Below are 16,669 nucleotides of genomic sequence, written 5' to 3'. Positions count from 1 at the left end.
TGCTCAGCCCCGCACCGGTCGCGCGACGGCGGGCCGGTCGGCCATCACCAGTGTCACCAGCGCTTCGGCGACTGTGCGCCCCTCCTGCCGCACCGCGCACCGGACCTCGACATCGTCGCCCGCGGAGACGATCGCGCTCTCGCACTCGTTGGGCAGGTCGAGTTCACCGAAGCCGACGAACTTCGCCGACATCCCGGTCAGTTTGCCGAAGCCCGCAGTGGTGATCGCCAGCTGCCGGAACGCCTCCAGCTGGAGCATCCCGGGCACGTGGTCCAGCGGGTGGTCGAACAGCGCGGGGTGCGCCGTGTCCACCACCAGCGACGACGTGCGGCCACTGGTCGTCGCGCGCGGCGGCGAGATGACCACGTTGGCCGGGTTGAGCCTGTCCACGGAAGCCGGGTTGGCCCTCGGCGGCAGCGGCGCGGCGTGCGGCTCCAAGGGCAGCGCGAGCGCGACGCGGTTGTCCGCCCGCATCGACTCCCACTTCTCGGCAGGGACCCAGGAGTAGGACATCTGCACCGTCATCGCGGCTTCACCGCTCACCAGGAGCGTGACCAGCACGCGCAGCCCGGTGACCTCGCCGTCGCGGTTCTTGAAGCGCCGCACCACCGAACAGCGCAGGACCGCGTTCGTCGGTACCGCCAGAACCGTCAGGCCGCCGTGGTCCACGACCTCCATCTCCGCGTCTCGCAGGATGAAGTGGTAGCCGAGCGGGGCTCCGAAGTACTGGTGCGCAATGTAAATGCACGCCTGCCTGGCCGCTTCCACGTAGAGCAGCGGGTCGTAGTGCGTCGGCAGGCTGATCCTGTCGCCGTACAAGGAATGCGTGCGCGGGACCTGGGTCCCCACGTCGAAGGTGTCCGCGTCGACGCCGACCGCCGAGGTCAGGAACACCTCGCACAGGCTGGCGCGGTGCACGAGCTTGTGCGGAACGATCTGGCTGAAGTCGAGAGTCGTCATGAGTCACATCCACCGGTGAGCCAGGCCTCGACCGAGCTCGCGTCGAGAACGGGAGAGAACTGCTTGCGTTTCATGGGAAGCACGTGCGAACCGACGATCACCAGGTCCCACGGGTCGACCTCGACGCCGTCCCGCCGCACCGCGTCCAGCAGCTCGCGCGGGTCGGTCCCGGGTGCGGCACCGACCACGTCGGCGAGCCGGGCGACCGCCGGTTCCAGGCTGAGGTCCTTCGGCCTGCTCTCGCGGTAGAGCTGATCGGCGAGTTCGCGGGCGCGGTCGGAGCAGTCCGCACCGCTCAGCGCGGAGGCGAAGACCTGGGCGCGCTCACCGTGTCCAAAGTAGACACCTAGCTCGCGCACCACGTCTGCGGGCTCGTCGGGTGTGTGCACCAGGTTCAGCAGGTAGCTGTAACGGCCGAGTTCGTAGCGCAGCTGACCCGGAACGCGCGCGGCCGGAGCGGTCGGCCCCTTGCGATCGGTCAACAACACCGACGCAGGCACCTTGTCCTCATCAGCCCGCACCACCAAAACGAGCGAGTCCGACGCGGCGGTCAACAGCTCCGCCAGCCACCGCCGCTCCGGCGTGGCCAAGTTCCACTGGAAGTACCAGAGACCACGCACGACGTGCCGGGTCAGCGCGACCCGCTCGGCCGCCACGATCCGAAACCCGTTGGCGGGCAACCAGTCTACGGTCTGAAGAAGCTGTCGAGCCGCGACCGCGTCCGGCTTCAACAGCAGGACCGCGTGCTGGTAAGCGAAGTCCTCGACATCAGCCATCGCGGCCAGCTGCTCCGCGCTCTCCAGGTAGTACGTGTCAGCGCCGAACAGTTCACGCTTGGCCGGATCTTGGCTCAGCTTCGGCGAAAGCAGTTCTCCGTGCGCCATCACGCATCACCGTCCAATGTGGACAGCACTTCGGTGAAGCTCGGCAGCGGGGCACCGAGATAGCCGACTTTGAGGCAGTGGTCGAGCAGCCTGCGCAGGTACACCTGACCGCCCACCGGCGCCTTGCGGCGGCGGAACGCATCGGCGGTGCTGGTGTCGAAGTGGACCCGGCGCTGGAAGTAGCTCTCGTACAGCGAGGCCACCCGCTCGTAGTACATCCGCTCCCCCACCGGCAGCCGCTGCGCGTCGAAGCTCGACGGCGGCACGAACCGGGGCACGGTGAACGACGGGTACTCGGCGAGCACATCCGAGAAGTCCCGTAGCGTCAACGCTTTGCCGACCGCGTGGAAGGTCTTGCCCTCGGCTTCGGCGAAGCGCTCAGCGACCTCGACGATGAGGTCCGCGACGTAGTCCACCGGGACGAGGTCCAGGTTGGCGTCGTAGTGCCCGGGAATGGAGCGGACCTTGCCCTCGGTGGTCAGCTTCAGCACCACGTACAGGTTCTTGAAGTCCCTCACGACACCGGTGCGCTCGGCCCCGACGACGATGCTCGGCCGCACGACCGCCGCCGCCAAGCCGTTGGCGCGGGCCTTGTGCACCAAGGTCTCCGCCTGGAGCTTGCTCTCCTCGTAGGCGTTCGCGAAGCGCTGGCCGACGTCGAGATCCGACTCCAGCGCGACGCCGTCCCGCTCACCGCAGACGTAGGCGGTGCCAACATGCACCAGCGGCACACCGAGCCCGGCCGCGAGTTCGGCGACGTTGGCGGTGCCGTCGACGTTGATCGACTGGTAGACCTCGCGCGCCCGGCCGAAGTCGGTGATCGCCGCGCAGTGCACGACCTTGTCCACAGTGGACGCGATGCGGGACGGCAAGCCCAGGCGCGGCTTGGTGACGTCGCCGGGCACCAGGGTGACGTCCCCCGAGCGCAGCGCCGTGCCGTTGTTCCTGAGCAGGACCTGCTGCCGGTGCACGAGAGCGAGCACGTCGTGTCCGGCTTTCACCAGGCGCGCCACGACTTCGGAGCCGACCAGCCCGGTGGCCCCGGTGACCAGGATCGTGCTCATGCGGCCTCCTCGACCAGGCGGGTCACGTCGGCGACGGTGGTGACCGTCGCGGCGCGCTCGAAGTCCACCGGCTGGAGCTCGAAGTGCTTCTCCAGAGCCATGGTCAGCTCCATCAGCCGCAGGGAGTCGTAGCCCAGGTCGGCGGTCAGCGAGCTGTCGGCGGTGATCGCGACACCCTGGTTCGGCGCCATCGCCGCGACGACCTTCGCCACCTCGGCCTGTGCGCTCATGTCTTGCCTCCCGTGAGGTGGGGCTGCGCGCCGCCGCTGGAGAGCAGGTCCTGCGCCTCGGTCAGCGGCAGGTCGGCGTCCAGGTACGCGCCGAGGCGCAGCCAGTCGTATCCGATGTCCAAAGTGGACCGCCAGGTGTCGGCGGAGTCGAACGAGGACGGGAACAGCCCTGCCCCGGTGATCGCGCGCACGGCGGCGACGAACTCCTCCAAGCGCTTCAGCGCACTGCGGCCCTCCTCGGGCGTGCTGACGCGCACCGACTCCAGCTCCCGCGCCGGTGCAGCCAAGCCGGTGTCGGGCAGGAGGTCGAGCCGCCGCACCAGGTCGTCGTCCGGCGGCAGCGGGTTGACGCCGTAGGCGCTGAGCAGGCTGCGCAGGCTGACCTGCACCATCCGCCGCGTGACCAGCTCCGCGACCCGCCACTGCTGCCGGTCGAGCGCGCCGGTCAGGTCTTCCTTGGCGTTCTCGATGAGCACGTTCGACCACACCAGCGTCATGGCCGAGGCACCGAACCGCTTGGCAGGCAGAGGAAGCAGGTCGATCGCATCCACGCCGGTCACCGGAGCCCCGCCGACGGTGAGGACGGGAGCGGCGGCGCTCGGCGGCGGCGACAAAGGCCCGGCCGGAGCGGCGAGCGGCAGCGCGGGGACCAGCGTCCCGGCACCGCGCCAGCTCAGCCGGATCAACCCCAGCCGGAGGAACCTCGCGATGATCGCCCCGGCCTCCGGAGTGGGAGCAGCAAGAGGACGGCCGAACACCACAGAGCCCCACACCTTGGCGGTGTTGGCGCCCAACGCGAAGACGTCCTGCTTGCCACGCACGACATGCGTACGTGCACCAGTGCGCCACGTGGTGACACCGGGCGCACGCTCGACAGTCAGCCGCTCCGGCTCATACGTGCACCCCGTGATCCCGACGCGCGCGGCGAACTCCACGCAGTCGGAGGCGCCGACGTCAGCTGACGAGATCAACTCGAAGTATCGGTCGCGCACGGACACCTCGCCCGCGCGGTCCAGCTGCAACGAAAGCCACTTGGGTTCGAGGTAGGTCTCCCCCTTGCCCGCCGCCCAGGACTTCATGCTCTGGGTGAGCCCGGCGCGCCCCCAGCTCAGGGCCTCCTCGTGCTGGCCCAGTACCGTCAGCGCGCTCGCGTGGCGCAGGCAGTGCCGCGCGCGGTGCGCCCACCACTTGTGCATGACGGCGCAGAAGGACTCGAACGGCAGCTGATCCTTGATCTTGCCGACGAGGTCCTTGCGGCGCAGGGGAAAGCTCCGCAGCATGCGCTGACACCGGTTGAGCAGATCCTCGTCCAGTGTGGACACCCGGTTGCCCGCCGCGATCACCCTGTCGAACTGCTGGGTGAGCTGGCGGACGGAGCGCGTGCGGACCTCGACCCTGCGGCCGTCGACGAACAGCACCGACGGCATGGTCGGCAGGTCGGCGTCGCTGTCGGCGATCAGCAGGAAGTCGATGTCGGAGGAGGAGTTGCCGAACCCCTCGGCGATGGAGCCCTCCAGCACGACCGCGTACTCCGGCCCCGCGTCGATCCGCTCCATCGTCGTGTCCAGCAGCGCCTGGAGCTGGTCCTCGGTCAGGATCATCGCGCCACCCGCGCCCCGGCCAGCTCGCCCGCTTGGAACTGTTCCCACATGTGCCGTCTCTTCGGTTTGCCGCTGGAGGTCTTGCGGATGAGGCCGCTGCTGCCGATCACGACGCTGATCGGCACGTCCGGGCCGAGTTCGTTGCGCAGCACGGTCGAGGCGTCGTCGATCCAGCCACCCTCGGCGGCTTCGGCGAACAGTGCGACTCCGCTGGGGACCGTGCTCACGACGGCGAAGCGGCCACGGCGCATGCGCGTCGCCGCCGAGACCTTCGCCTCCAGGTCCTCCGCGTACACACTGCGCCCTCGGACCTTGAGGCTGTCGCCCATCCTGCCGAGCACGTAGAGCTGTCCTTTGTGGATGAACCCGGCGTCTCCGGTGCGGACCGCGCGGCCCACGAAGCGCGTGGAGGCGTGTTCGTGCCCGCCTCGGTAGCCGACCGCGACGGAGGTGCCGTGGACCTCGATCTCGCCGAGGCGCCCCTCGTCGAGCACCGCGCCGCCCTCGTCCAGGACGCGCACGCCGGTCGCGGAACCGCAGCCGACCAGCCAGCCGCCTTCGCCGTCCGTCGTGGGATCACCGAGCTTGCGTTCCTGTTCCACCACAACGACTTCGCCGAACCTCATCGAGGCGCTGTCCGGTCGGATCACCGGCGGCGCTTCGGTTGCCGTGTGCGCGCTCACCGCGAGCGTCGCTTCGGCGAGGCCGTAGGCGGGCAGGTAGGCAGATGGCGAGAAGCCTGCGGGCGCGGCGAGCGCGGCGAAGCGCTCCAGGGCGTCCGGGTCGACCGGCTCAGCACCGATGATCGCGGTCCGCCACCCGCTCAGATCCATTGTGGACAGATGTTCCGGGTGGAGGCGCCGCGTCAGGTAGTCGAAGGCGAAGGGCGGAGCGGCAGTGTGCTGGGCAAAGGTCAAGCACTCCAGCCACCGCGCGGGATCGCGGATGAACTGCACCGGCCGCATCAACCAAAGGTCTCCCTGGCTGCACACCGGTGTCAGCAGGCACCCGATGAGCCCCATGTCGTGGTAGAGCGGCAGCCAGGACGCGGTCCGATCGTCATCCCGCCAGTCGGTCCAGCTCCGGATCAGCTCGATGTTGGCCGTGAGGTTCACCCATGTCACCTGCACCCCGCGCGGAGTGCCGCTGGAGCCGGAGGTGAACTGCAACAACGCCAGATCTCCGGCCGGCTGCACATCGGCTTCGGTCGCCGCTTCCCTGTGCGGCCAAGGCTTCTGGTCCAGTCCTGCCTCGTTGAGCGCTCGCCCGGCGAAGTGCTCCAGCTCGGTCGAAGTGACCAGGAGCTTCGGCTGCGCCTGAGCCAGGATGCGGCCCACGTGCGCCACGTAGTCGTCCTCGCCGACGAACGCGGGAGGCGGGATGAGGCACACCGTCGCCCCGGCCGCCCACACCCCGAAGAAGCTGGTGATGCACGGAAATCCGGTCGGCATGAGCACGCAGACGACGTCGCCGGGACGGACCCCGTCCTCGATCAGCGCGGCGGCCGTGCGCCTGGCCGCGCTCGCCAGCTCGGCGTAACTGAGCCGTTCCCAGCCGCCGGCGTCGAGCGCCAGGTGGATGCCCCGGTCCGAGTTCGGCCGTTGCAGCCAGCCTCGCAGGTACTCACTCATCGTCGCCTCCCGAGGACAGCACGGTGATCGTTCCGGCGGCGCCGTCGAGCCGGACGCGCATGCCGGTCTGGATCTCCCTGGTGATGTCCTTGACTTGGACGACGGTCGGAATTCCCAGCTCCCGCGCCACGATCGCGACGTGCGTCAGCGGACTGCCGCGCTCGATCACCAGCGCGGAGGCGGTGGGCAGCGTGGCCACCCAACCCGGGTCCGTGCGGTAGGTCAGCAGGATTCCGCCGTCCACCTCGCGCGGTACGTCGGTCACGACGGCGCGGCCTTCGACGACGCCGGGGCACGACGGCGTTCCCCGGAACTCTTTCTTGCCGCTCGGACCAGCGTGTTGTGAGGACCACCCAGCCTGCTCCAGATTCCCCGGAGTGCCGTACGTGGTGAAGCGCGACGGGGCAACTAGCTTGGCGTCCTCGTCCTGTTGCTTGCGGCGCAGGGCAACGAGGTGCTTCAGCTCCGTGTGCGCGATGGTGCCCTCGAACGTGCCGCGCAGCTCCTCCAAGCGGAGGAAGAACACGTCGCGCCAGTCGTCGAGCCTGCCCGTACGCGCCAAGTCTCGGCCCATCGCGCGCAACATCCGCTTCGCTGAGCCAAAAGCACGCGTACGGGCGAAGCGCAGACGCTCCCGATCGGCGAGGCAGGTGCTGGTCTTGCGGCGCACGATCTCGTAGAGCCACCGCTTCGGGCCGCGCAGGTGCTTGTCCAAATAGGACTGAGCCTGTTCCGGCTGAGCGGTGCTGACCTCTGGCAGGGCTTCGCGCAGCATCACGTACAGCGTGGCCGGGTCCTCATGCAGGTCAGGCACTTCGAGCTTCAGTTCGTCCAGGCTGCGGTAGCCGAAGCGGGACACGTAGTCCTCGATCGCCGCGAGGAACGCGGTGTGCCCCGCGTCCGCCAATGCCTGGGCGGTCTGCTCCGGGTCGGTCTTCTCGACGATCTCGCGCAGCTCGGCGTCGGCCCGCACCGTCGCGGCGAGCGCGGCCAGGGCTTTGACGGGCTCGGCCGATTCCACGCCGGTTCCCGGGCTCGCGGCGGCCCAGTTGAACCACTCCGGCGCGTCCGGCAACCACCGCTTGGTCAGCAGGTAGAGGGTTCCGAAGGACAGCAGGATCGAGGCGTCCAGGGCCATCATCGGGCCCCACTTCTCGATCAGGTCGCGCTCCAGTGCACGGAAGCGCCGGTAGACCTCCTCGCCGGACAGCGAGTCGTAGTCCACGTTGTCGAAGACCTTGTAAGCGTCGTAGAAGTACCGCAGGAACCCGTCAACGGAGCGGTTCATCCCCAGGAACCGCTTGGTGAAGCCAATGGTGGTGCGCAGGCGAACGAGCGCGCGTGGTTTGTACGGGTGCAGCGAGTTCGCCAGGTCGTCGTCGAGCGACTCCTCGACGCCGAGCGAGACCTCAAGAACCTTGCGGTTGAGCCGGTACACCGGCGCGAGCCGCACCATCCGGTACCAGTGCAGGAGGTTGTAGTAGACCCGGCCGTGGAAGTAGCCGAGCATCGTCGGCAACCACTCGTCCATCTGGCGCAGCTCGGCCGCGGGCACACCCAACGCCATCGCGTAGTGCCGGTAGACCTTGCCGTAGACGCTGGAGGCGAAGCTGTAGGTCAGCGGCGAGACGATGCCGCTGAAGCTCTCGATGATGTTGGAGTTGTCCCAGATCCGCTGCTCGCCCGAGGGGATCTCCTGCAACGGCGACGTGATCGGCCTGCTCTGCAAGATCCACAGGCGGTCGGCGTGCACGGCCCACTCGATGTCCTGCGGACCGCCGAACAGCTCCGCGATCCGCCGCCCGGCCTCGTGCAACCGCGCGATGTCCCGCCCCGACAGGGAAAGCGCCTCTCGCTTGGCCGCGTCCACCTCGCTGACCAGGTAGCCGGAAGCGTCCTCCGCAGGGTGGTAGCGCTCCTGCTTGTCACCGATGACGGTCTCCACCACCGCGCCGCTCGCGGCGTCGAGCACCACGGTGTCGGCGTCGACCGCGCCGGAGACCAAGCCCTCGCCCAGCCCGTACGCGGCGCTGATCACGTACTGCGCGCGTGAGCCGTTGACCGGGTTCGCGGTGAACAGAACACCGCTGCGCTCGGCGGGCACCATCGCCTGGATGATCACCGCGACGCCGTCGGCTCGCAGCGGAAGGCCGTTGCGCAGCCGGTAGTGCAGTGAGCGCTCGGTGAACGCCGAGGCCCAGCAACCGCGGACCCGCCGGGCGACGTCGTCCAGGCCGATCACGTTGAGGTAGGAGGAGAACTGGCCCGCGAAGGAGAACTCCGCGCCGTCCTCCTCGGCCCCGGAGGACCGCACGGCGACCCGGTCGGCGCCCACGTCCCCATGGGCGCGCTCGATCAGCTCGGTGACCTCGTCGGGCAGGCCGGCCCCTTCGATCAGCTCGGCGATCAGGCGTGCCTGCTCACCGGCGTTGTCCAGGGTCGTCTCCGACAGCAGTGCGCTCAGCCCGCGTTCGAGCCCCTCGCCGCGCAGGAACGCGGCGAAGACGTCGAGCCCGAGCACCGACCACGGCGGCACGTCGATGCCACCCCGGGCCAGCTCGCGCAGATGGCGGGCCTTCGCACCGGCGAGTCGCCCCTTCTCCCCAGAGGAAGTGTCGCTCGTCAGTACGTGCATGAAGTTTTTCCTCCGCTTGGCAAAGCATTTTGTGCGACGGGCACACGAATAGGAGGGTGAGTCTCGCGCCATTCGGGCTCCCCAGCCCGGCCGTCGCGATGAGAGCGGACGCTAGCAAGCACGGTCGGAGCACCTCAACCCCTACAAGCTTGGGACCTGCGACTAGGGGCAAGATACGGACATTTTGCTTGCACAGCGGCCAGATCTGTCATCATTTTTGCGGGGTTCACGCACCGGTCTTTTCTGAAAATGCCATACCGATCCGCGACACCCCCTCACAGACTGTTCTCGGCGCATTTGAAATGGCAACATCCGAGCCATGCGGATACTGATCCTCGCCGTGGGCTCCCAGGGCGACGTGGCCCCGTACACCGGGCTCGGCCTCCGGCTGCGCGAGGCGGGGCACGGCGTCGCCATCGCCGCCGCCGAGCGGTTCGCGCCGCAGATCCGGGCCGCCGGGCTGGAGTTCCGCGCGCTGCCGGGCGATCCCAGGGACGCCGCCGCGACCGAGCGGGGCAGGCGGTGGCAGGGCGGAGCCGGTGGCGCGCTGAGCATCGGCCGCTACCTGAGCATGCTCGCCGAGGAGTCGCGCGAGCTGAACGACGGCATGCTCGCCGCCGCCGAGCAGGGCACCGACCTGATGCTGCTGTCCGGTTCGGCGTTGCTGGGCTACCAGATCGCCGAGGGCATGGGCATCCCGAGCATGGGCGTGCTGCTCCAGTCGATCCTGCCGACCGGCGAGATCCCTCCGCTGGCGGCGGCGGGCAGATCCCTTGGCAGGCTTGGCAATCGCGCCGTCTCGGAGCTGACCAGCGTCGCGATCGGCCGCCTGTTCGACTCCACCACCACCGAGCTGCGCCGCAAGGTCGGGCTGCCGAGGAAGCGCCCGGTCGAGCTCCGCCGCGAGTGGACCGAGCGGAAGTGGCCGGTGCTGCACGGGTTCAGCCCGTCGGTGGTGCCTCGCCCGTCCGACTGGCGCGCGGGCATGGAGGTCACCGGGTTCTGGTGGCCGCACGTCGATCCGGCCTGGACTCCGCCGCAGCGGCTCACCGACTTCCTGGACGCTGGGCCGCCGCCGGTCTACGTCGGCTTCGGCAGCCGCAACCCCGGGGACTCCGCGCGGCTCAACGACGTCGTCCGCGCAGCGCTGCGGATGGCCGGAGTTCGCGGCGTCGTCCAAGCCGGCTGGGCCGATCTGTCCATTGAGGACGATGATGTGATCACCATCGGCGAGGCACCGCACGAGTGGCTGTTCCCGAAGATGGCCGCCGTCGTGCACCACTGCGGCGCGGGCACCACCGCGGCGGGGCTGCGCGCGGGAGTGCCCACGGCCGGCGTCCCGGTGATCACCGACCAGCCGTTCTGGGCGGCCAGGATCGCGCAGCTCGGCGCGGGACCGGAACCCGTGCCCTACCGCAAGCTCAGCGCGGAGCGGCTGGCGTCGGCGATCCGGCTGGCCCTCGCCTCGCCGACGCACCGCCTGCGCGCACGCGAGCTGTCCGGGCGGATCACCGTCGAGGACGGGGCCGGGCGCGCGCTCATCGAGATCGACCGCCTGCTCACCCGCACGTGACCGAAGAGGCTTTCATGGGACTGGCAAAGGAAATGCGGCTCGGCGCGAAGATGCTGGGCCTGCGCGCCACCGTGCGCGCACTCGCGGCGGCGGGCGACCCGGTGGCGAAGGTGCTCGGGCTGCGCGCGCTCGACGACCCGTACCCGCTCTACGAGAAGATCCGCGAGCGCGGTGAGCTGAGCAGGCACCCGCTCGGCCTGCACCTGACCGCCAAGCACTCGGTGGTCAGCTCGGTGCTGCGCGATCCGCGCTTCCGCGTCGAACCGGCCGTTGATCACGTCGGCGTGGACTGGAACATCCACCCCGGCGACGAGACGCGGCTGCGGCACCCGATGGAGCACTCGCTGCTGACCATGAACCCGCCTCGGCACACCGCGCTCCGTGCGCTCGTCGCACCGTGGTTCACGCCGAGAGCGTTGCGGGACAGGGAAGAGCGCATCGAGAAGATCGTCGACGACTTCCTGGACCAAGCCGTCTACCGCGCGAGCTTCGACCTCGTCGGCGACTTCGCCGTGCGCGTGCCCACCAAGGTCGTCTGCGATCTCTTCGGCATCCCCGACGACCGGCACGCCGACTTCAGCCGCTGGGGCTCCGTCCTCGCGGGCACCCTCGACGGCATCCGGACGCTCGGTGAAAGGCACGCCGTCCGCAAGGCGCTCGCGCAGATGACCGAGTTCTTCGACGAGCTGATCCTGTTGCGGCGCAAGAACCCTGGCGATGACGTGATCAGCGGCCTCGTGCGCGCCGAACTCGACGGGCAGCCCCTGCACCGCGATGACGTGGTGGCCCTGGCCGGGTTGCTGTTCGTCGCGGGCTACGAGACCACCGTGAACCTGATCGGTGGCGGCGCGCTCAACCTGCTCTCCGACCCCGCGCAGAAGCAGCGCCTGCTGGACGATCCGTCAACGGCTCGCGGAGTGGTCGAGGAGGTCCTGCGCGTCGAACCGCCCGTGCAGTTCACCCTGCGCTTCACCCGCGAACCGCTGACGCTGTGCGGAAAGCAGCTCCCCGCCGACTCGCCGGTGGTGCTGCTGCTCGCCGCCGCCAACCGCGACCCCGAAGTGTTCGTCGACCCGCACCGCTTCGACGCCGAGCGCCCCAACAGCCGCGAGCACCTGTCGTTCTCCGCGGGCATTCACTTCTGCCTCGGCGCGGGCCTGGCGCGGATGGAGGCCGAGATCGCGCTGCGCCGGCTGTTCCAGCGCATCCCCGGCCTGCACCTCGCCGGGCCCATCCGCTACAAGCGCACCCGCAACATCCGCGGCATGACCACCATGCCCGTCTCCGCTCGCATGGCCCCCGTCACCTAGCCCGGCGGTTCACGCTGTGTATTCCGGTCACGGTGTCGCTGGGGGTTGGGGTGTCTTCAAGACCACCAAACCCCGCTGTTGATCATCGCTAACCGCCGCAAACCCTGCGGCGTTGCGGGGTTTGCCGTCGTTGAAGACGGCTGGGGTGGGGGTTGGGTGGTCTTGAAGACCGGCAGACCCGGTGACCTACAGGACAGGGCCTAGCCCGGCGGTTCACCAGTCTTCAAGACCGGCGAACCCGACGACTGGCCGGACTGGCCGCGCACTTCCCTCGAAATGCCGTCCGGGTGAGGATGTGCGCCATGGCGACCATCGACGACGTCCGCGCGCTCGGCTCGGAGCTTGAGCGCTCCTACCCGGTCCACGTGCGCGGTCGCTTGAAGTTCCGGGTCAAGCAGATCGTCTACGTCGCGTTCTCCCTCGACGAGGCGGTGATGGGCTTCGCGTTCCCGAAAGAGGAGCGCGCCGCGTTCGTCAGGGGTGAGCCGGAGAAGTTCCAGCTGCCGTCGGAGTCGGACATGCGGTTCAACTGGGTGCACGCCACGCTCGCCGCCCTGGACCCGGCCGAGGCCCGCGAACTCGTCGTGGACGCGTGGCGGATGGTGGTGCCGCAGAAGCTCTCCCGCGCCTACGACCTCGCCCATCCCGGCGGGCCGGGATGACGCCTCACGAGTCGGCGGTGCACGCTCCTGGCTTCGCCGATGCCTTGCCCTGTCGCACGATGAGGCACGCCGTCTGCTTCCCGCCCTGCAACGTCACGTTGTAAAGGACACCGCGCGATTCCCGGAACACACGTGTACTGGAAAGGAATTGACCGCGGTCGCTGGTGTTGCCGAGCGCGCGGTCCACAGCTAGGTCGAGCTTGAGCCCGTCCGACGATGCCGCGTCCTTTGCGGACAGTTCGGCCGCCGCCTTCTCCACGCGCGGGAGGATGTCGGCGTCCTTGGCGAAGCCGAAGCTGGCCAGCACGCCCGCGAAGCACAGCACCGCGACGCCCGCGACCGCCTGGAAGACGCGGCCGCAGCCCAGCGCGGCATCGGAGGGCTCCACAGCCTCGGGGTTGCGGAACTGCCAAGCCGCGGTGCGCTGCCACCCCCGGCGCGGGTTGCGCGAGGCGAGCACGAGCAGGCCCACTCCGAGCAGGGCGAACACAATGGCCAACGCGATCATGCCGTTACGGTAGCCAAGGCAGGTCCTTCACGTTCAACCGCCGTGCTCGGAGAAGATGCCGTCGAGGACACGGAATGCGTCGTCGTCGGCTTGGGAGCAGGCGATCAGCGTCTTCCACAACGCCCAACCGCGCCCGCGCGCCCAGGTCGCCTCGTCAACGGACAGGCGGTCACGGAAGGCCTGCCGCCCCTCGGCTTTCAGCAGCGTCCAGGCGATGGCCATGTCGCAGGACGGATCGCCGACACCGCAGGTCCCGAAGTCGATCACAGCGGCCAGGTCTCCGCCGTCGAGCAGGAGGTTCCCCGGCGCGAAGTCCCCGTGGAACCAGACATCCACCCCGTCCCAAGGCGCATCCAGCGCGGTATTCCAGATCTCGCGGGCCAGCTCGACGTCGACACGACCGTCCAATGTGGTCAGTGCGCGCCGCACCAGTGCGTCGTAGGTGCGCAAGGTCGCGCCCCGGAACCAGTTGTGCTTGCCCGGCCGGGGACCGTCGGCGGAGTCGATGCCCTGCAAGGCCTCCAGGAACTCGGCGAGGTCGAGCGCGAAGCGGACGGGATCGACAACGCGCTCCGCACTCGCGGTTTCGCCGTCGAGCCACTGGTAGATCGACCACGGGAACGCGTAGTCCGCGCCGGGCTTTCCCTGAGCCAGCGGGACGGGGATGGGCAGCGGCAGCCGGGGTGCGAGCGCCGGAAGCCACCGATGCTCCTTCTCCACGGCCAAGGCGTACGGGGCCGCGCTCGGCAGACGCACCAGCATCGCCTCGCCCAGGTGGAAGGTGAAGTTGTCCCAACCGCTCTTGGCCACGGGCCGAATCGGGAGCGAGGCCCACTGCGGGAACTGCTCACCGACCAACCGGCGCACCTGCTCCACGTCAACGGTGATGCGCTGGGCTGGTGCACCGAGATCCGGCGTGCTGCTCAAGACGGTGTCCTCTCAAGTCGTGCGATCATCGCTGACCCAGCGGCCGCGCGAGGTTTGCCGTCGTTGAAGACCGCTGGGGAGGGGGTTTGTGGGTCTTGAAGACCGGCGAACACGCAGCGCGCGGGGATGCCGGGCGGCATCGCAGGGTCCGCTCATGTCAGCGAACGCACGGCGGAAACGTCGTACTCCGACACCGACGCGGCGAGGATCACCGCACGCTGTTCACCACTGGGGCCACCGGCTCGGAAGGCTTCCACGGCCGCTTGTGACTCCCAGCGCTCGAAGACGACGATGCGGGCGGGGTCCACCAGATCGGCCGTGATGGAGAAGTCGAGGCACCCGGGCACGCGGTGTGCTTGTTCGACCACGCTCACGCAGTCCGCGAGGTAGGGCTCGCGCTCGTGCGGCTCGACGACGAGGTGGCCCGCGACGATCACCATCTGATGCTCCTCTGCTGGTTCGAAACAGCTGCTCGCGGAGGTGGACCGGCACCAGCGGCACAACTCATCGGTCTCAGCCGAGCAACCAGCGGAACTGGCCGCTGCGTCCGAGCTCCGCAACCGCGTGTTCGACCGACTCCCTGGTCAGCTCGCCCAGCACGATCATGTTCTCCTCGTAGAGCCTGACCACCCTGGCGCTCGTCCCGGCGAGCCTGGTGTCCCTGGCGGCGCGCCATCCGACGACCGACGCGACCCCGTCCGGATCGCACAGCATCACCGAAAAGGTCCGCTCGCCGTGACGCAGCGACGCGGACGCGACGCCGCGACGGTGGACTGAATCCCAGTCGAAGGTGTCCGGTACGACGAGCGACCACTCGGTCTCGTGCTCCGCGCTGAGCTCCAGCAGCCACTCCAGGTGGCCGTTGCGTTCGAGCCAGGCGATCTCCTGTTCGACGGCGTCCTGAGTCAGGTCGGGAACGAGAATGACGTTGGGCTCGTATAGCGGCCCGTCCCGGCTCCCGCGCTCGGCGTCCAGCACGATGCGCACCGGCTCGTAGATGATCACGGGGAACCTGCGGTCGCCGTGCCCGAGGTGCCCGTTCAGGAAGAGGCCCCTGCTCCTGGCCAGCTCCCAGTCCTCGTCTTCGAAGTCCTCGGGTGGCACCAGCACCCAGCGGTCGGTCATACCGGTCAGTGTCGCCGCTCGGTCAACCGCGATTCCGTGGCTACAGTCGTGCCTCGTGGAACCCGTGCGGCTGGCAGGGCTGATGTTCGTGGTGGTCGGCGCCGCCGTCGTGATCAGCGCCGGGTGGGCGCTGCGCGCCAGCAAGGCCCAGCGGCGACTCCGGTTTCAGGTGGTGGCCCGAGAATCCCACGTCGGGGACTGCGTGCTGGTGCCGGTCGCTCCCGAGCCGGGCGGGGTCCTCTCGCTGCGGCTGGCCGAGGACCAGGACATGTCGGCGGTGAACGCCGGTGACGTGCTGTGGGTGTGGCCGGATCCGATGATGCCCTCCCGAGTCCGGCCCTACCGCCCCGAGCCGGCGCTGCTCTGGGCGGCGCTGGCGGTGACCGGTGTGGTGCTCGGGAGCGCGGGAGTGGTGCTGCTCCAGGGCGGCGGCCGCGCCGGTGACCTGATCGAGGCGACCGGGACCGCCATAGCGTTTCCGCTCGTCATCGGCTTCGAGGTGTGCTTGGGCACGGTGGGCTTGGCCGGTCTCGCGCACCTCGCCCTCACCTGGAAGGGCTCGCGCAGGGTGAGCGGTCCCGTGGTCGCCGTCGAAGTGCTCCCCCAGGGACGCAAGAACACCTATCGGCCGCTGGTCGAACATCCCGCTGACGACGGCGGCGTGCGCAAGGTGTGGGGTGTGCCGCGCTGGTTCCGGCCGGAGCTCGGACGCGTGCTCACTGTCCGCGTGGCCGGTCGGCCTCCGTACGAGGCGATGCGCACCACGCCGATGTCCGCGTTCGTCTTGCTGCTGTTCCTCTTCTTCGGCCTGCTCGGCTGGGTGCTGTTGTCCAGCGTGTTCGGGACAGCTCCCCAGTCCGCGTGAGGAGGCAGGTTCTCCTCGGTGGACACGAGCCCTGCCTCGGAACCTGGCGGTACGTTTCGCCGTCTCTGCCAGGACGAAGGAGGACAGGTGCTCAACGTTGACGGTCGCCCAGCGCCGAAGACGCGGTTGCTGTCGACAGCGCTGGCGGCGGTGTCGATCTTGCTCACGGTGTGGGCGGTCAGCGCGCCCGGGGGCTATCTCGACATCGCGCTGACTGCGCTCGCCTGCTGGTCGGTGACCGGTGTGCTGTGGCTCGTGACAGCCGTTCGAGCCGTCCTCGCGCTGCCTCGACCGCGTGGCAAGCACCTCCGGCCGCTGCGGCCACTGCTGGTTCTTCCCGCCGTGTTCGCGGGCGTGCTCCTGCTGGCCGGCTCCGGGGTGCTCAGCCGCGCGATCTTCGAAATGCACCGCCCCGGCTTGCAGAGCCTGGCCGCCACCGTCGCGGCCGCCCCTGATCAGCGACTCATGAACCAGCGCGTCGGGCTGTACGCCGTGCCGAGCGCGACCGCCCGCCACACCCCCGGGTGCGTCCTGATCGCCATCAAGGGCGCCGGTTTCCTCGGCTCCCAGGGGTTCGCGCACTGCCCGGACCAGCCGCCCGCCAATGACGCGCAGGGCGCCAAAGGCACGAGGTTCGAGTACATCGGCGGCGCCTGGTACACCTTCACCTACTCGTGGTGAACGCTTGACGGCT

16 protein-coding genes are annotated in these 16,669 nt (G+C 69.3%); 5 read left to right on the top strand and 11 right to left on the bottom strand.

From position 1 onward, the window contains the following. Positions 1-3: 3 nt before the first annotated feature. The 7 genes from ABD798_RS03100 to ABD798_RS03070 are packed head-to-tail and all read right to left on the bottom strand — an operon-like array spanning position 4 to position 9,005. Positions 4-960, bottom strand: a complete 957-nt coding sequence (locus tag ABD798_RS03100) for a ScbA/BarX family gamma-butyrolactone biosynthesis protein (RefSeq protein ID WP_344870926.1) — start codon at positions 958-960, stop codon at positions 4-6. After that, positions 957-1,844: a nucleoside-diphosphate kinase gene (locus tag ABD798_RS03095; protein ID WP_344870925.1), complete on the bottom strand. Its 888-nt coding sequence runs from the start codon at positions 1,842-1,844 to the stop codon at positions 957-959. The genes ABD798_RS03100 and ABD798_RS03095 overlap by 4 nt, the downstream gene beginning before the upstream one ends. Beyond that, entirely contained in the window at positions 1,844-2,908 is a 1,065-nt protein-coding gene (locus ABD798_RS03090) for an SDR family oxidoreductase (protein WP_344870924.1), read from the bottom strand. Before ABD798_RS03090 ends, ABD798_RS03095 begins: the two co-directional genes overlap by 1 nt. After that, entirely contained in the window at positions 2,905-3,138 is a 234-nt protein-coding gene (locus ABD798_RS03085; protein ID WP_344870923.1) for an acyl carrier protein, read from the bottom strand. The genes ABD798_RS03090 and ABD798_RS03085 overlap by 4 nt, the downstream gene beginning before the upstream one ends. Continuing rightward, a complete protein-coding gene (locus ABD798_RS03080; protein ID WP_344870922.1) occupies positions 3,135-4,739 on the bottom strand; it encodes a hypothetical protein in 1,605 nt (534 codons plus the stop codon). Before ABD798_RS03080 ends, ABD798_RS03085 begins: the two co-directional genes overlap by 4 nt. Further along, positions 4,736-6,370 carry an AMP-binding protein gene (locus ABD798_RS03075; RefSeq protein ID WP_344870921.1) on the bottom strand — a complete coding sequence of 545 codons (1,635 nt, stop codon included), beginning with the start codon at positions 6,368-6,370 and terminating at the stop codon, positions 4,736-4,738. Before ABD798_RS03075 ends, ABD798_RS03080 begins: the two co-directional genes overlap by 4 nt. Beyond that, positions 6,363-9,005 carry a phosphoenolpyruvate synthase gene (locus tag ABD798_RS03070; protein WP_344870920.1) on the bottom strand — a complete coding sequence of 881 codons (2,643 nt, stop codon included), beginning with the start codon at positions 9,003-9,005 and terminating at the stop codon, positions 6,363-6,365. The genes ABD798_RS03075 and ABD798_RS03070 overlap by 8 nt, the downstream gene beginning before the upstream one ends. A 319-nt stretch (positions 9,006-9,324) precedes the next feature. Here ABD798_RS03070 and ABD798_RS03065 point away from each other — a divergent pair, with 319 nt between their 5' ends. The 3 genes from ABD798_RS03065 (at position 9,325) to ABD798_RS03055 (ending at position 12,550) form a co-directional block, all read left to right on the top strand. Further along, the gene (locus tag ABD798_RS03065) at positions 9,325-10,578 is read left to right on the top strand and encodes a glycosyltransferase (protein ID WP_344870919.1); all 1,254 of its coding nucleotides are present in this window, start codon (positions 9,325-9,327) and stop codon (positions 10,576-10,578) included. A 14-nt stretch (positions 10,579-10,592) separates the two neighbouring features. Further along, positions 10,593-11,888, top strand: a complete 1,296-nt coding sequence (locus ABD798_RS03060; RefSeq protein ID WP_344870918.1) for a cytochrome P450 — start codon at positions 10,593-10,595, stop codon at positions 11,886-11,888. Positions 11,889-12,190: 302 nt separating this feature from the next. Further along, positions 12,191-12,550, top strand: a complete 360-nt coding sequence (locus ABD798_RS03055; RefSeq protein ID WP_344870917.1) for an MmcQ/YjbR family DNA-binding protein — start codon at positions 12,191-12,193, stop codon at positions 12,548-12,550. 4 nt (positions 12,551-12,554) lie between these two features. Here the strand turns inward: ABD798_RS03055 and ABD798_RS03050 are convergent, their stop codons facing one another. The 4 genes from ABD798_RS03050 to ABD798_RS03035 form a co-directional block, all read right to left on the bottom strand. Next, entirely contained in the window at positions 12,555-13,058 is a 504-nt protein-coding gene (locus ABD798_RS03050) for a DUF6199 family natural product biosynthesis protein (protein WP_344870916.1), read from the bottom strand. Positions 13,059-13,091: 33 nt separating this feature from the next. Then, a complete protein-coding gene (locus tag ABD798_RS03045; RefSeq protein ID WP_344870915.1) occupies positions 13,092-13,985 on the bottom strand; it encodes an aminoglycoside phosphotransferase family protein in 894 nt (297 codons plus the stop codon). Positions 13,986-14,137: 152 nt separating this feature from the next. Next, positions 14,138-14,425, bottom strand: coding sequence for a putative quinol monooxygenase (locus ABD798_RS03040; RefSeq protein WP_344870913.1), 288 nt, complete (start codon positions 14,423-14,425; stop codon positions 14,138-14,140). A gap of 73 nt (positions 14,426-14,498) precedes the next feature. After that, positions 14,499-15,110, bottom strand: coding sequence for a hypothetical protein (locus tag ABD798_RS03035; RefSeq protein WP_344870912.1), 612 nt, complete (start codon positions 15,108-15,110; stop codon positions 14,499-14,501). Positions 15,111-15,165: 55 nt separating this feature from the next. Here ABD798_RS03035 and ABD798_RS03030 point away from each other — a divergent pair, with 55 nt between their 5' ends. Both ABD798_RS03030 and ABD798_RS03025 read left to right on the top strand, forming a co-directional pair. Then, positions 15,166-15,975, top strand: a complete 810-nt coding sequence (locus ABD798_RS03030; protein ID WP_344870911.1) for a hypothetical protein — start codon at positions 15,166-15,168, stop codon at positions 15,973-15,975. Positions 15,976-16,062: 87 nt separating this feature from the next. After that, positions 16,063-16,656, top strand: coding sequence for a hypothetical protein (locus tag ABD798_RS03025; RefSeq protein WP_344870910.1), 594 nt, complete (start codon positions 16,063-16,065; stop codon positions 16,654-16,656). Positions 16,657-16,669: the final 13 nt, after the last annotated feature.

The organism is Allokutzneria multivorans (assembly GCF_039537405.1).
Taxonomy (GTDB): domain Bacteria; phylum Actinomycetota; class Actinomycetes; order Mycobacteriales; family Pseudonocardiaceae; genus Allokutzneria; species Allokutzneria multivorans.
The sequence above is the reverse complement of the archived record's forward strand: the minus strand, read 5'-3'. Positions and strand labels throughout refer to the sequence as shown.